This is a genomic window from Pacificimonas pallii (assembly GCF_019204005.1).
GTDB classification, from domain to species: domain Bacteria; phylum Pseudomonadota; class Alphaproteobacteria; order Sphingomonadales; family Sphingomonadaceae; genus Pacificimonas; species Pacificimonas pallii.
The window spans coordinates 456,666-470,014 of the sequence record NZ_JAGSPA010000002.1; the positions used below are offsets into that span (position 1 = coordinate 456,666).

Annotated in this window: 15 protein-coding genes; 7 read left to right on the forward strand and 8 right to left on the reverse strand. The window is 63.3% G+C overall.

The annotated features are described in order from the left end of the window. Positions 1-123 precede the first annotated feature (123 nt). The gene (locus KCG44_RS07320; protein WP_218445261.1) at positions 124-1,278 is read left to right on the forward strand and encodes an Acg family FMN-binding oxidoreductase; all 1,155 of its coding nucleotides are present in this window, start codon (positions 124-126) and stop codon (positions 1,276-1,278) included. 12 nt (positions 1,279-1,290) lie between these two features. On the opposite strand, the gene KCG44_RS07325 is transcribed toward KCG44_RS07320, so the two are convergent. Both KCG44_RS07325 and KCG44_RS07330 read right to left on the reverse strand, forming a co-directional pair. Further along, positions 1,291-1,842 (reverse strand): GNAT family N-acetyltransferase, encoded by a 552-nt coding sequence (locus KCG44_RS07325; RefSeq protein ID WP_255536391.1) that lies wholly within the window; start codon positions 1,840-1,842, stop codon positions 1,291-1,293. Positions 1,843-1,994: 152 nt separating this feature from the next. Further along, entirely contained in the window at positions 1,995-3,020 is a 1,026-nt protein-coding gene (locus KCG44_RS07330) for a L,D-transpeptidase family protein (protein WP_255536392.1), read from the reverse strand. An 83-nt stretch (positions 3,021-3,103) separates the two neighbouring features. Between KCG44_RS07330 and adhP the strand changes: the two genes are divergently transcribed. Next, positions 3,104-4,126 (forward strand): alcohol dehydrogenase AdhP, encoded by a 1,023-nt coding sequence (gene adhP / locus KCG44_RS07335; protein WP_218445264.1) that lies wholly within the window; start codon positions 3,104-3,106, stop codon positions 4,124-4,126. Positions 4,127-4,154: 28 nt separating this feature from the next. Here adhP and KCG44_RS07340 read toward each other — a convergent pair whose 3' ends face one another. Beyond that, positions 4,155-5,156: a L,D-transpeptidase gene (locus KCG44_RS07340; RefSeq protein WP_218445265.1), complete on the reverse strand. Its 1,002-nt coding sequence runs from the start codon at positions 5,154-5,156 to the stop codon at positions 4,155-4,157. Between the two features lie 273 nt (positions 5,157-5,429). Here KCG44_RS07340 and KCG44_RS07345 point away from each other — a divergent pair, with 273 nt between their 5' ends. Both KCG44_RS07345 and KCG44_RS07350 read left to right on the forward strand, forming a co-directional pair. Continuing rightward, positions 5,430-5,810 carry a hypothetical protein gene (locus KCG44_RS07345; protein ID WP_218445266.1) on the forward strand — a complete coding sequence of 127 codons (381 nt, stop codon included), beginning with the start codon at positions 5,430-5,432 and terminating at the stop codon, positions 5,808-5,810. 20 nt (positions 5,811-5,830) lie between these two features. Beyond that, positions 5,831-6,415: an NAD(P)H-dependent oxidoreductase gene (locus KCG44_RS07350; RefSeq protein WP_218445268.1), complete on the forward strand. Its 585-nt coding sequence runs from the start codon at positions 5,831-5,833 to the stop codon at positions 6,413-6,415. A 121-nt stretch (positions 6,416-6,536) separates the two neighbouring features. On the opposite strand, the gene KCG44_RS07355 is transcribed toward KCG44_RS07350, so the two are convergent. The 5 genes from KCG44_RS07355 to KCG44_RS07375 all read right to left on the reverse strand — a co-directional run bounded on the left by KCG44_RS07355 (position 6,537) and on the right by KCG44_RS07375 (position 11,803). Next, on the reverse strand, positions 6,537-7,154 hold the full coding sequence (locus tag KCG44_RS07355) for a Crp/Fnr family transcriptional regulator (RefSeq protein WP_218445269.1): 618 nt from the start codon (positions 7,152-7,154) through the stop codon (positions 6,537-6,539). A 118-nt stretch (positions 7,155-7,272) separates the two neighbouring features. Next, entirely contained in the window at positions 7,273-7,890 is a 618-nt protein-coding gene (locus KCG44_RS07360) for a response regulator transcription factor (RefSeq protein ID WP_218445270.1), read from the reverse strand. Then, complete coding sequence (locus KCG44_RS07365; RefSeq protein ID WP_218445271.1) at positions 7,887-9,032, reverse strand: sensor histidine kinase; 1,146 nt, start codon at positions 9,030-9,032, stop codon at positions 7,887-7,889. The genes KCG44_RS07360 and KCG44_RS07365 overlap by 4 nt, the downstream gene beginning before the upstream one ends. 151 nt (positions 9,033-9,183) lie before the next feature. Further along, positions 9,184-10,866 carry a bifunctional protein tyrosine phosphatase family protein/NAD(P)/FAD-dependent oxidoreductase gene (locus tag KCG44_RS07370; RefSeq protein WP_218445272.1) on the reverse strand — a complete coding sequence of 561 codons (1,683 nt, stop codon included), beginning with the start codon at positions 10,864-10,866 and terminating at the stop codon, positions 9,184-9,186. A 4-nt stretch (positions 10,867-10,870) separates the two neighbouring features. Next, positions 10,871-11,803: an MBL fold metallo-hydrolase gene (locus tag KCG44_RS07375; protein ID WP_218445657.1), complete on the reverse strand. Its 933-nt coding sequence runs from the start codon at positions 11,801-11,803 to the stop codon at positions 10,871-10,873. Between the two features lie 132 nt (positions 11,804-11,935). On the opposite strand from KCG44_RS07375, the gene KCG44_RS07380 reads away from it, so the two are divergent. From KCG44_RS07380 to KCG44_RS07390, 3 genes are read left to right on the forward strand one after another with little or no spacing between them, the layout of a single operon-like run. Further along, complete coding sequence (locus KCG44_RS07380) at positions 11,936-12,373, forward strand: YeeE/YedE family protein (RefSeq protein WP_218445274.1); 438 nt, start codon at positions 11,936-11,938, stop codon at positions 12,371-12,373. A gap of 3 nt (positions 12,374-12,376) precedes the next feature. After that, the gene (locus tag KCG44_RS07385; protein WP_218445275.1) at positions 12,377-12,817 is read left to right on the forward strand and encodes a YeeE/YedE family protein; all 441 of its coding nucleotides are present in this window, start codon (positions 12,377-12,379) and stop codon (positions 12,815-12,817) included. A gap of 44 nt (positions 12,818-12,861) precedes the next feature. Then, positions 12,862-13,326 carry an Hsp20/alpha crystallin family protein gene (locus tag KCG44_RS07390; RefSeq protein WP_218445276.1) on the forward strand — a complete coding sequence of 155 codons (465 nt, stop codon included), beginning with the start codon at positions 12,862-12,864 and terminating at the stop codon, positions 13,324-13,326. Positions 13,327-13,349 lie beyond the last annotated feature (23 nt).

Consider the following 13,349-nt stretch of genomic DNA (forward strand, 5'->3'; position numbering starts at 1 on the left):
CCCAGGCATTCATAATCCAGGCCGTGCGGGCGCGCGTTGATCCCGGTCAAGCGGCAGCATCCGCGGATTTCCTAAGTCTCCTGCCATTCCCGATGGGCCGTGCGGCCTGGAAAGAGGCGACCGATGCGCGTTACACCAATATCTCCGAGTGCCATTAGCAGACGTGCCTTCGGCAAGGGGGTGCTGGCGGCCTCCTCCGCCGGCCTGCTGGCCGGATGCGGCGCTGCGGGCGCGATGGGCGGTTATGAGCAGCTTGCCGCGGCGCTGCGCGTCCCCCTGAGCGGTGAAGCGACCATGCCGGAGCTGATCCGGTACGCGACGCTCGCCGCCAACGCGCATAATGCCCAGCCCTGGCTGTTCGTGCCGGGAGAGGGCGGGACGCTTGCCATCATGCCCGATCCGTCGCGCCGGACGCCCATTGTCGATCCCGACGATCATCATCTTTACGTTAGCCTGGGCTGCGCGCTCGAAAATTTGCTGATTGCGGCGGAAGCGACGGGGCAGGCCGCGCTTCCCCACCCTCTTGCCGCCGCCAATCCCGGCGTGGGTGTGGCGTTTGGCAGTACGGGCAAACCGCCCGGGCCGCTATTCTGGGCGATCACGCGCAGGCAGTGCACGCGCAGCACCTATAGCGGGACGCCCGTCGCGAAAGCGGATCTGGACAAGCTGCTGTCGGCCGCCGCGATGGATGACATCGATATCCGGCTGATAACCGATGCGGGGCGCATGGCGCGCGTCGCGGAATATGTGGTGGAGGGCAATGAACGGCAACTCGACAATCCTGCGTTCATCGCGGAACTGAAGGACTGGATCCGTTTCGATACGAAAAGCGCGCTCAGGACGCGCGACGGGCTGTTCAATGCCGTCTCGGGCCAACCCGCCATTCCCGCCTGGCTCGCCAAAGGGCTGTTTCCTCTGGTGTTCAGGAAAGACAGCGAGAACAGCCGTTACCGGGAGCAGATCGCATCTTCCGCCGGGATCGCCGTGTTCACCGCCGCCGGCGAGGATCCCGATCACTGGATCCGGGTCGGCCGCAGTTATCAGCGGTTTGCCTTGATGGCGACGGCGATGAACATTCGTCACGCGCATGTGAACCAGCCTGTCGAGGTGGAAGACCTGCGCCCGGATTTCGCGCAGTGGCTGGGCGTCGGCGATGCCCGGCCCAGCCTGGTGATCCGGTTCGGTTATGCGCCCGCGCTGCCCATGTCGCTAAGGCGTTCGGTGGCGGCGGTAACGCGGCCCACCCGGACGAGCCCCTCTCAGGCCAGTCCCGCCTAGGCCGGGCGGGGATCAGCCAAGTGTCTTCGTTAACACCACAATGCTGCCGTCATCGGGATCGCTGGCGGCGGTAAAGCCCATTTCGCGTTCCATCTGGATGGCGGCGCGATGCTCGCGGCTTTCGATGGACTTCAGCGTCTGGAATCCGCGCGCTTCGGCAAATCGCGCGACATGGCTCAGCAGCGCCCAGCCTATGCCGCGGCCTTTATAATCCTCATGCATGACCATGGCGACTTCAGCCGTCTCCATCCTGTCATCGCCGGCCAGCATGGCGGTGGCGACCAGGTCATGTGTTTCCGCATCGAAGGCAAGGAAGTTTTCCGTTCGGCGATGATCGACGTGCGACAGGGCGTGGATCTGGTCCTCGCTCACCTGCCGCATCGGCGACAGGAAGCGGAAGCGCAGATCCTCGGGTGTGACGTGGCGAAAAAACGCATCGAGCCGGGCTTCGTCATCCTCGTGAGCGGGGCGCACACGGATATCGCGGCCGCTGCGTGTTTCCAGCCTGCCGCGCCAGCCATTGTGCGCATCGGGCAGGCCGTCTTCGATTTCGAGCATGGTCATGACGGTCTCTCCTGAAAAGCATGTGCCGACCTGCTAGGCGATGTTCGGAGGCCGGATATTGACGGGCATCAACCGCAGCCATGCGCACGCGCCGCAAGCGGCGGTGTCGATGCAGCCCGCGGCCTATGGCGAGAGGCGGCGGCAGGCACCGGTCAATCGGGCGGGCCTTCGCCGTTTGTGCCCCGCATGATGAGACCGCGGCTCAGCACCGGACGAGGCGCGAGACTGTCGGGGGTGACCACGACGGTCGTTCCCACGACGAGTTCCGCCGCCAGCAAATTCCGAAATGGCAAGGCGAGTCCCAGTTTGGCGCGCTCGTCAGCCGAAATTTGAACGGGCTGGTCATTGTCATCTGCGAGGGGGACTTTCAGCCACCGAAAGCTGTCCGCCTCCGGGTTCGCCGCAGCGAGCGTATAGACCTCAAGGCCGGTCACGTCGCGGCCAAGGACCACTGGTGCCGCGCCGATCTCGACGCCGTTCCTCAGCACGTGAATCTCGCGATCGGCCGCACTGACGATGATGGAAATCGGTCCTTTCGGCGCGCGTTCGGGATGCCAGCTAAGCTCCAGATGGTCCAGCGCGCCCTGCGGTTCGTCAGGCGTCAGAAGGGCAGGGCCAGGCGCAATGCGCGGGATGCTATCCACCTGCGTGACGATGACGGTCATGCCGACCGCGGATTCATCGTATAGCAGGCGGGCGAAGGCCTGCGGCAGGCGGATGCAACCGTCCAGAACCGGGCAGTGCCCCGCGTCATGGCCATGGAGCGAAACGCCCGACCAGGTCATCCGCTGCATGAAAGGAACGCGGCTTTCCGTACCTTCACTGGCGCGGTGCTCCAGCTGCTTTTCCAGGATGGTGAAGACACCGGGCGGAGCCGGTGCCCGCGGCGTTCCGGCATTGATGGCGGCGATGCCGATGGGAATGCCGTTCCTGTACATATAGGCGCGCGACGTCGGCACGCTGACGACCATCAGCAGTGGCCCTTCGGGTGCGACCGCTTCGGCCCAGAGAAATTCGCCTGGTTTTAACGCGGCGACGCGGCCCTCGATGGTCCCCTCGGTCAGCGCATGCTGCGCCGCGGTCGGCACGGCGAGCAGCATGACGAAGAGGCTGATGATGATCCTTATCATAATGGGGCTCCTGTTCCGGTTGCCAGCACGTCTGCCAGCTTGCCGCATCCCGCCACTTGAGCAGGATCAACAGCCGCCCGGTTCGAAAGCATAAGCGGAACAGCAGATCTTACGCACCAGGAGCGAATCACATGACACAGATGATGAGAGCGGCCGTCGTGACGGAACTCGGCAGGCCGCTGGAACTGCGCGAGGTTGCCGTTCCCGAAGCCGGACCTGGTCAGGTTCTTGTAAGGGTAAGGGCGTCGGGCGTCTGTCATACCGATCTGCACGCGGCCACCGGCGACTGGCCGGTAAAGCCCAGCGTTCCCTTCATTCCCGGCCATGAAGGTGTCGGCGAGGTCGCCGTCGTGGGGCAGGGCGTCACGCATCTGAAGGAAGGCGACCGGGTCGGCGTTCCGTGGCTGCACACGGCCTGCGCCCGCTGCGATCATTGCATGGGCGGCTGGGAAACATTATGCGAAAGCCAGCAGATGACCGGTTACACGGTCGACGGTGCCTATGCGGATTATGTCCGCGCTGACGCCGACTATGTCGGTGTGCTGCCCGACAGTCTCGATTTCGGAACCGCGGCGCCTGTCCTGTGCGCAGGGGTCACTGTCTATAAAGGGCTGAAGGAAACCGAAGTCCGCCCCGGCCAATGGGTCGCCATTTCCGGTATTGGCGGCCTTGGCCACATGGCGGTGCAATATGCCAAGGCCATGGGGATGCGGGTGATCGCGGTCGATATCGCCGAAGACAAGCTGGCGCTGGCACGCGATCTGGGCGCGGACGAGACCATCGACGCCTCCCGTAGCGACGCGGCGGCGGAGGTTCAGGCACAGATTGGCGGCGCGCATGGCGCGCTGGTGACGGCGGTCGGCAATGCGGCCTTCTCGCAGGCGGTGGCGATGCTGCGGCGGCGCGGTACGATCGCCATGGTCGGCGTGCCGCCGGGCAGCTTTCCGCTGCCGATTTTCGAGACCGTCGTAAAACGGCTGACCGTCCGGGGCTCGATCGTCGGCACGCGTCTCGACCTGAGGGAAGCGCTTGGGTTTGCCGCGCGCGGCGAGGTCAAGACGCATTTCAACTGGGGCAAACTCGATGATATCAACGGCATTTTCGATCGGATGCGCGCGGGGAAGATCGACGGCCGCGTTGTGCTTGAGATATGAACGCGCCGCTGATCGCAGGCCGGACCCGTCAGTCCTCGCTTTCCGGCGCCTCGATATTCCCCGCCTCCATGATGGTCAGCGGATCGCCGGTGCTGTCGCCGCGCAGCGTGTCGGGTGTCAGGATGACCGACGTGCCCGGCACGAGCACGGTATCGAGATGCTTCCGGAAGGCCCTGCTCGTGCTGAATTGCAAAGGAGCATCGTCGCTGAGTTTCCGGTCGCGGCCCAGCAGCTGGACCTCCAGCCACTCGATCCCCGTGTCCCCCTCCTGAATGACATAGGCATGGGTGGCATCGCCCGGCCCGGTGAGTTCGACAGGCGCGCGTCCGATTTCCCTGCCATTCCTCAGGATGTGCAATTCCCTGTCGGCGGCGCTGACGACGATCGAGACCGGTCCGGTGGGTGACAGGTCCGGCCGCCAATAGGTCATCCCCCGCTGGTGCGCAGGCGGTATCGAGACCCTGCCGTTCAGGAAAATCCCGGGTTCCGGCGCGAGCCTTGGGACCGCGTCGGCGTCGGTGATGACGACCGTGATGCCAAGTGCGGTCACGCCATAAAGCAGTCTGGCGAATTCGTGGGGCAGGCGGATACAGCCATGCGAGGCGGGATAGCCCGGCAGATTGCCCGCATGCAGGGCGACACCGCCCCAGGTCAGCCGCTGCATATAGGGCATGGGCGCATTATTGTAGAGATTGGAATAATGTTCGACGCGCTTTTGCAGCACGGTGAATAGCCCGGTCGGTGTTTCGTGTCCCTTGCGGCCCGTGGAAACGGTGGAAATACCGATGGGAACGCCGTTTCGATAAACATATGCCCGTTGCAGCGGGCGGCTGATGACGATGAGGACCGGACCCTGCGGCGCGGCGTTTTCGGCCCAGATGAAATCGCCGGGCGAGAGATCCGCCACCAGCGCCTCCACCGTGCCGCTGGTAAGCGGCGTCTGGGCCGCGGAAGGGAGTGCGGCGAATGTCAGCGCGAAGGTGGCGGCGAGGGAGGCGGCAAAGGGAACGGGTAGGAACGGTTTTGTCATCTCACATACTTTTTCCAGGATATTCATATGGCGGGCGTAATGTCTGGATGTCGTCCCGCCTTGTCGCCGGTCAAGTGAAGCCCGCCTGCTCCTGCGCGAAGGGCAGGGACCGGCCATGGACCGGCGGGAGAACACGCATTTCCCGCCGAACCGACGGGCGCGGTGTCGCTGTCGCGGACTGACGCGTTCGCGGCACTTGCGCGCGATCAAACCGGCCCCGTCGGGCAGCGCGTAACCTCCGGATACACAAATTCGGAAAAAGGAGGCCAACATATGAGCTGGTACCGGATCAGGCTGGAAATGGGCCGTACAAGGGAAAATCCCGAGGGGTCTCCCTCCCATGCCTATATGCTCACTCTGCCCCTGAATGCCGAAGGGCGGGTCGATGCCGCGACCTATGAGAAGGCGCCGGCGCGCGCCTCCATCCTTCACATGTCGCCCGAAGATGGCGAGGAAAGCGGGCGGTTGATCCTTCGCGCCGACGGCAAATGGGCGTTTTCCTATGAACCTGGCGACGAGGATGACGAAACCATCTTCGCCCTGGCGACACACGCCATTGAAACCGGCAATTACATTACCGTCACGGAACCGGACGGCGATCAGGTCCCCTATAAGATCGTCAGCGTGCGTGAGCTGATGGCGGTAAAGTCCTGAGCCTGTTTGGAGAGCGCCGAATGAAAACCCACAGGATCGCCATTTTCCAGTGCCATCCGGACCCCTCCGAAGAGCGTCTGTGCGATGCGCTGGGCGAAAGATATGCGCGTGCGGCGCGCGGGGCGCGGCACGAGGTGCGTGTCATCCGCACGGCCGATCTGGATTTCGACTGCATTCGCACGCAGCAGGAGTTCGAGGAGTCGGCGCTGCCCCCATCGCTCGCGGAAAGCCAGGAGGTCATTCGCTGGTGCGATCATCTGGTCATCATCTTCCCGCTATGGCTGGGCGACCTGCCCGGCCATACGAAATGTTTCTGGGAGCAGATCATGCGGCCCGGCTTTGCCCTCGGCAAGCAGGAGGAAGGATTTCCGCAGCGCCTGCTGAAGGGAAAATCGGCCCGGCTGATCACGACAATGGGGATGCCGGCGCTTGCGTACCGGCTCGCTTTTGGTGCCTTTGGGGTGCGCGCATTCGATCGCAGCGTCCTTAGACTGTCGGGCATTTCACCCGTGCGGCACAGTTTTGCCGGGCAGGTACATGGTGAGAACCGTGACCTTGGCGCGCTTTTCTCGAAAATCGACCGCCTCGCCAGAAGGGCCGGGTAAAGGCCGCGGCACTTGACCAGGCGGGAAATCCAGATCTTCGCCCTTCGATGTCGATGCCGATAAGGGCGTGAACGAGGCCCTGCTCCAGGCCCTTGGCAGGGCCTTCGGCATCGGAATGGCGCTATTGAAACGACATCGCCGCCAGCGCGCCTGGATCGACGACGTCGATCCGGTTGTGACGGGGCATGGCGATGACGCCGCTATCACGCATCTTCTTTAGCGAGCGGCAGACGGTTTCGGGCGTCAGCGCGAGATAATCCGCCATGTCGACCTGCGCGATGGCCTCTATGGTCGCGCCGCCCAGACGCCGGTAAAGTCCCGAGATGAAAGCGCACATGCGCTGCAGCGCGCCGTGGCGGCAGAGCAGTTGGCTGTGCAGTTCATCGGCACCCAGCTCCGTCTGCACGGTTTCGAACAGCCGCGCCGCGCCGCCGCTGCGGACATCATCGGCCAGCCTGTCGAGCAGAACCGCCGTGTAGGTGACATCAGTGACGGCCTCGGCGGTAAAGCGATACGCCCCCGCGACAGGAACGCCGATCATGTCTCCGGCAAAGTAAAAGCCGACGATATTGCGTTCGCCTTCCTCGGTGTAGCGCACACCGCGCACAATGCCGGACTCGATCCTGTAGAGCCGCTCGGCGGCATCGCCTTCCCAGAACAGCGTCTCACCCGTGGCGGCATGCGGCGCAGCCGTGACGGGCGCGGGACTTGCGGACATGATGATCGTCTGGGCAGGCATTGGATGCTCCTCATCGACTGTTGCGATGAGACGTAAAAAGCATGCGCGGGTGCGCGGTTTGAGTCGTGAAATCTACCTACGCATCCGATCGGTACGCAGCCGGTATAGCGGTAAATACCTACTTGCCGCCCGACAGGCCGCCCTCGACAGCCATGCGGACGAGGTCGGCCAGATTGCCCGCCTGCATCTTCGTCATGACGCGCGACCGGTGGATTTCCACGGTCCGCTGGCTGCACCCCAGATGATGCGCGATGATCTTGTTCGGATGCCCGGCGATGAGTTCATGAAACACGTCTGTTTCCCTGGGGGTGAGGCGGCCGAACCGGTCATGGACGGCATCGTCAGCGCCGGACGCGGCCTGCGCCGAGCGTCTGGCGCTGACCGCCTTCTCGATGGCATCCAGCAGGCGCCGGTCGGCAAACGGCTTTTCCAGAAAATCCATTGCCCCGGCCTTCAGCGCCGCGACGGCCAGTTCGACGTCGCCGTGGCCGGTCATCATGATGACCGGGAGGTGCGGCGCCCGTGTCCTGACATGTTCAAGAACCGCCATCCCGTCCGTCCCCGGCATCCGCATGTCGAGCAGAAGGCAGTCGCTTTCGTTCACATTGGCGGTCTTCATGAAGGCGGCCGGATCGGCAGAGGCGATGATGCCATAGCCCTCCAATTCCAGCCGCAGCGTCAGCGCGTCGAGGACGGCGTCGTCATCGTCGAGAATGAGGACCTGCGCTTTCGTCACGGGCGGTCCGCCGCGGGAAGCGTAAACCGGAAGCAGGTGCCGCCGCCAAGCGCGTCTTCGGCTTCAATCTGGCCGCCATGCGCCGTAACGATCGACCGGCATATGGCAAGGCCGATGCCCAGACCGTCGCGCCTGCCCGTTCTGAACCGCTCGAACAGCTGATCCCGCATATTGGGCGCGATGCCCGCGCCATTGTCCTCCACCACGATCTCTATCCTGCTCTTTCCGGTCGCGCGCGCCTTCAGCCTGATGACAGGTTCACTGGTTTCGTGCATCGCCTCGACCGCGTTTCTGAGGAGATTGTGCACCACCTGCTGAACCTGCACCGGTTCGCACAGGACGGGCGGAAGGTCGGCAGGAAGGTCGAAGCGAACGTCGATGCGCTCCATTTCCCGGTCGAGGAGGGAAAGATCGACGCTTTCCGACAGCAGGCGCGCGACATCGCACGCTTCGCGCCGTCCGGTTTCCGTTTTCACGAAGCGGCGCATCGAGCGGACCACGTCTCCCGCCCGCTGCGCCTGCGCGTTCGCCTTCCGCGCCAGTGCGCCTATGCCGGCGAGGTCGGGGGCATCCATGGCAAGGCTGGCGTTCAACGCGCTCAGATACTGAGTGATGGCGGTCAGCGGCTGGTTGAGTTCATGCGATATTTCGGCTGCCAGCTCACCCAGGGAAGCGACCCGCGACATATGCTGCATCGCCGCGCGCAATTCCTGTTCACGGGACTTCAGCGCTTCTTCCTCAGTCAGGTCGTGCAACATGCCGAGAAACATCGGCTCGCCGCCGTCCCACACCTCGGCGACCCGAAGGAATAGCGGAAACAGTTCGCCGTCTTTCCGCCGCCCGCGCACCTGCCGTCCGATGCCAATGATACGCGGTTCGCCCGTGGTCAGGAAACGCTCAATATATCCGTCATGCTGTTCCCGATCGGGCGAAGGCATCAAAATGGCGACGTTCTGACCGACAAGCTCATCATGGGCATAGCCGAACATGGTCTGGACAGCCTGCCCGAGCGACTGGATAATACCATGTCTGTTTATCGTGATGACCACATCTGGCGACAGTGTGAGCAGCGCCTTGAGCAACAGTTCATGCCGCGCCAGTTCGTCGGCGGGACGGTTCGGCACGTGAGCGGATCTGGACATGGCGATTCCTATCCTTGAACCAGCCATCTACCATCATATTTCATATTCTGCCATTTCCGGATTTCGTTGAATTTCGCGAGCGCCAAAACCCTTTTTCCGGCGGATATTGGCACCATATTCGCTGTGCAAGTTCGCATGTCCCGCCGGCAGGCTAATCGTGTGAAGAGCTATTGAGGGGGGTGCGCTTCAAAAGCCATTCACGGCCCTTCAGCATCCCTGCCCAGTAAAAATTCGGGATGATGTAGCGCTTTATCAGCCAGCCGAGGCGTGTCGCCCTGACGGGGTTGTTCAGCAGGCGGGGGACGCTGGGCAGCAGTTTTCCCTTATAACCAAACTCGGCGAGCAGCGCCTTGCCGCGTGCGACCGTCAATGGACAGGACCCATAACCGTCATAGGCGCGGGTGAGGGGCGCGCCGTTTAGATACTGTACCAGGTTTTCGGCGACGACCGGTGCCTGAGACCGTACCGCCGCCGCGGTTTTGGCATTGGGCGCTGAACAGCAATCGCCTAGGGCGAAGACATTGGGGAAGTCGACATGTTGCAAGGTTTCGGGGTCCACTTCCGCCCAGCCCTCGGCATCGCTCAATTTGCTTTCGCGCAACGCCCGCGGCGCCCGCTGCGGCGGCACGGCGTGCAGCATGTCGAAATGCCGCGTTTCCTGCCGTGTTCGGCCGTCAGTCTGGGTGATGGCGAACGTCGCCTGCCTGGTGGGGCCATCCACAGCGATCAGGCGCGACCCGAAATGGGGTTCGATCCCATAATGATCCACATAGCGGTTCAGTTCGGGAATGAAGTCCTTCACGCCGAACATGGCCGCGCCGGGCGTGTGGAATTCCACGTCGATATCGTTCAGCCGGTCCTTGGCGCGCCAGTGATCGCAGGCCAGGTACATTGTTTTTTGCGGCGCACCTGCGCATTTGATCGGCATGGGCGGCTGGGTGAAGACCGCCCGGCCGCCCTTTAGTCGCTCGGCAAGTTCCCACGTATAGGGCGCGGTCTCGAACGTGTAGTTCGATGTCACGCCATTTTCGCCGAGCGTTTCCGCCAGGCCGGGAATGGCGGTCCAGTCGAGCTCGATTCCCATGGCGAGGATAAGCGTGGCATAGGAAACCAGCCGTCCATCCTTCAACATCAACTGGCTATGTTCGGGATCGAAGCGAACAGCCTCCCCCTCCACCAGCGCCGCCCCGTGCGGGAGCAGGGGACCGAGGGGCCGCTCGGTTCCGGCGCGTGGATACAGACCGGCACCCACCAGCGTCCAGCCGGGCTGGTAATGGTGAACCCGCTTTGGTTCGACAATGGCGATATCGAGCTTTTTCCCGCGCCGCTTCAGACTTGCGGCGGCGGCAATGCCAGCGGCACCGCCGCCGATGATGACGATCTGGTGCGCCAGGGCGGGCGGCTGCCGCCTCCGTTCCCAGCTTTCCAGCTTTTTCAATAGGGCATCGCTGCCTGCCCGTGCGGCGAGCAGGTCCGAAGCCACCTCTTCCCTGGGCCGGCGGCGCATCTGGTCCAGCGCCCATAGCGTCGCCGAGCGCGTGCCGGAACGGCAGAAGGCAAGGACGGGCTTTGGCAGCTCCGCAACCGCCCGCACGAAATGATCGACATCCGTGTCATGGATGGCGGTCACGCTGCTCACCGGGACGCTGACGAAGGCAAGATTGGCACTCGCCGCCGCGCTGCGCAGCGCCAGCACGGGCAATTGCCCAGGTTCCTCCCTGTCCGGGCGATTCATGACGAGCGAACGATAGCCCGCCGCCGCGGCCGCAGCGATATCGGCGATCCCGGGCATTGACGAAACCGACACATTCTCGTCGAGTTTGCGGATTTCCACGACCTCAGACCTTGTCGATGGGAATTTTAAGATAGCGCGTACCGTTCGATTCCGCAGGCGGCAGATGACCGGCGCGGATATTCACCTGTACGGAGGGCAGTATCAGCCTCGGCAGATCCAGATCCGCGTCGCGCTTCGTGCGCATGGCGACGAAATCCTCTTCGGTAACGCCGTCATGGACGTGGATATTGTGCCTGTGCTGCGCGGCGATGGTCGTTTCCGTGACGAAGATGTCCCGCCCCGGTGCCTTGTAGTCATGGCACAGGAACACGCGCGTATCCGGTGGCAGCGCCAGCAGACGGCGAATGGAGCGGAACAGCGTTGCCGCGTCGCCGCCCGGAAAATCCGCCCGCGCCGTGCCATAGTCCGGCATGAACAACGTGTCGCCGACAAAGGCCGCATCGCCGATGACATAGGCCATGCAGGCAGGCGTGTGCCCCGGTACATGCAGGCAGGTGACCGGCATTTCGCCGATGCGGAACTGCTCGCCATCGTCGAACAGATGGCCGAATTCCGAACCATCAGATGAAAAACCCGCCTCCAAGTTGAACAGTTTCGCGAAGATATGCTGCACTTCGGTGATGTGCGCGCCGATGCCGATCGTGCCGCCCAGGCGTTTCTGGATGTGCGGCGCGGCGGACAGATGATCGGCATGGGCGTGGGTTTCCAATATCCATTCCACATGCCAGCCCTCCCGCTCGACCCGGGCGACGATTTCATCCGCCTTCCCTGTCGAGGTGCGGCCCGATGCCGGATCGTAGCCGAGCACCGGATCGATCACCGCGCAGCGTGTCGTTGCCGGGTCGCGCACGATATAGCTGGCGGTGAACGTATCCTCGTCGAAAAAGCGCACCACTTCGGAAACCAAAGGAGGATCCTCCCCGGCGGATCTGATCTGTGACGACGCCCTTTCCAGCGCCCGGTCCGTTCCCGGCATCTCGGTCATGGTGAAAAATCTCCATTGATGTGTGGAAGATAAGGATGTCGAAGAATATCGAATTGACGTCTGTCAAGCGCATCATAGACACCGCGCGTCACCATGGAACACACCGCAAAAAGGAACCTTGCCATGTCATATCTATCGGACGGCCTACCCGTGATGGAAATCGCCGGTGGTATCATGATCGGCCTGGCGGCGGTCCTCCTGATGGGCTTCAACGGCCGCATCATGGGGGTGAGCGGTATCGCCGGCGGGCTGATGACGCCGAAGCGGAATGACTGGGCGTGGCGACTGATGTTCATCGCCGGCCTCGCTGCGGCGCCCGTCGCCGTGACGCTGTTCGGCGGGTCATTGCCTCCCGTGCGGATGACGGGCGGCGCCGGGATCGCCGCCGCGGCGGGACTGCTGGTCGGCTATGGGACGCGGCTCGGGTCGGGTTGTACCAGTGGACACGGCGTCTGCGGCCTTGCCCGGCTCTCCCCCCGTTCACTTGCCGCCGTCATTATTTTCATGGTCGCGGGTGCGCTTGTCGCCAGCCTTGTCCATCCCCTGCTTGGGGAGGTCTGAGCCATGCAGTCCCTTATCGCATTGTTCGCCGGCCTTCTTTTCGGACTGGGCCTGACGGTTTCCGGCATGATCGACCCGGCCAAGGTTCAGGGGTTTCTGGATGTGACGGGACGCTGGGACCCCCGCCTCGCTTTTGTTCTTGGCGGCGCCGTACTGACCAGCTGGATCGGTTTCCAGATCCTGTTTGAGGCGAAGCGCCCGGTGCTCGCGGACAGCTTCACCTGGCCAACGGCGCGTCAGCTCGATCGTCCGCTCGTCATCGGTGCGATTCTGTTCGGCGCGGGCTGGGGGTTATTCGGATATTGCCCCGGACCCGCTTTGGCCGCGCTGTCGCTGGGACATCCGCAGACGATCATTTTCGTCATCGCGATTCTCGCCGGCATGGCGGCGCACCGGTTGACGCCCGTCAAGCGGCCACCCGGTTCGTCGCGGCAGAATGCCTGAAGCGGCACGAAAGCCGCATGACCATTCGAAATGAGGAGAGCATCATGACTGAGACGTCCCTGATCCCCGCGCTGCGCGCCGGGCGCCTTCCCGCCATCCATCCCTTTCGCAGCCTGCAGCACCAGATCGATCGCATGTTCGATGAGTTCGGGGCCGCCAGTGACGGCGGGGAGAATCTCGCCCTGCGCCCCAGGATCGACATTAGCGAAGATGACGGCGCCTACAGGATGACGGCGGAATTGCCGGGCGTTCCCAAAGGCGATGTCGACCTTCGCGTGGAGGAGGACCAGATTGTCCTGCGTGCGGAAAAGAAAAACAGCCGCGAAGAAAAAGACAGGAACTATCACCTCATGGAGCGCAGCTTCGGAATCTTCCAGCGCTCGATCGGCCTTGCCCATCCCGTCGATCCCGAAAAGGTCGAAGCCAGCTTCGAAGACGGTGTTCTTAACGTCACGCTGCCCAAACGCGCCGAAACGAAACCGAATACCCGCCGCATTCCGCTTAAGTAGAGCCGGGCGGATTATCCGGTCAG

Coding starts and splice junctions, on each gene's coding strand:
- KCG44_RS07320 (WP_218445261.1), top strand. CDS start 124: ATGCGCGTTACACCAATATCTCCGAGTGCCATTAGCAGACGTGCCTTC.
- KCG44_RS07325 (WP_255536391.1), bottom strand. CDS start 1,842: ATGACCATGCTCGAAATCGAAGACGGCCTGCCCGATGCGCACAATGGC.
- KCG44_RS07330 (WP_255536392.1), bottom strand. CDS start 3,020: ATGCGGCAAGCTGGCAGACGTGCTGGCAACCGGAACAGGAGCCCCATT.
- adhP (WP_218445264.1), top strand. CDS start 3,104: ATGACACAGATGATGAGAGCGGCCGTCGTGACGGAACTCGGCAGGCCG.
- KCG44_RS07340 (WP_218445265.1), bottom strand. CDS start 5,156: ATGACAAAACCGTTCCTACCCGTTCCCTTTGCCGCCTCCCTCGCCGCC.
- KCG44_RS07345 (WP_218445266.1), top strand. CDS start 5,430: ATGAGCTGGTACCGGATCAGGCTGGAAATGGGCCGTACAAGGGAAAAT.
- KCG44_RS07350 (WP_218445268.1), top strand. CDS start 5,831: ATGAAAACCCACAGGATCGCCATTTTCCAGTGCCATCCGGACCCCTCC.
- KCG44_RS07355 (WP_218445269.1), bottom strand. CDS start 7,154: ATGCCTGCCCAGACGATCATCATGTCCGCAAGTCCCGCGCCCGTCACG.
- KCG44_RS07365 (WP_218445271.1), bottom strand. CDS start 9,032: ATGTCCAGATCCGCTCACGTGCCGAACCGTCCCGCCGACGAACTGGCG.
- KCG44_RS07375 (WP_218445657.1), bottom strand. CDS start 11,803: ATGCCGGGAACGGACCGGGCGCTGGAAAGGGCGTCGTCACAGATCAGA.
- KCG44_RS07380 (WP_218445274.1), top strand. CDS start 11,936: ATGTCATATCTATCGGACGGCCTACCCGTGATGGAAATCGCCGGTGGT.
- KCG44_RS07385 (WP_218445275.1), top strand. CDS start 12,377: ATGCAGTCCCTTATCGCATTGTTCGCCGGCCTTCTTTTCGGACTGGGC.
- KCG44_RS07390 (WP_218445276.1), top strand. CDS start 12,862: ATGACTGAGACGTCCCTGATCCCCGCGCTGCGCGCCGGGCGCCTTCCC.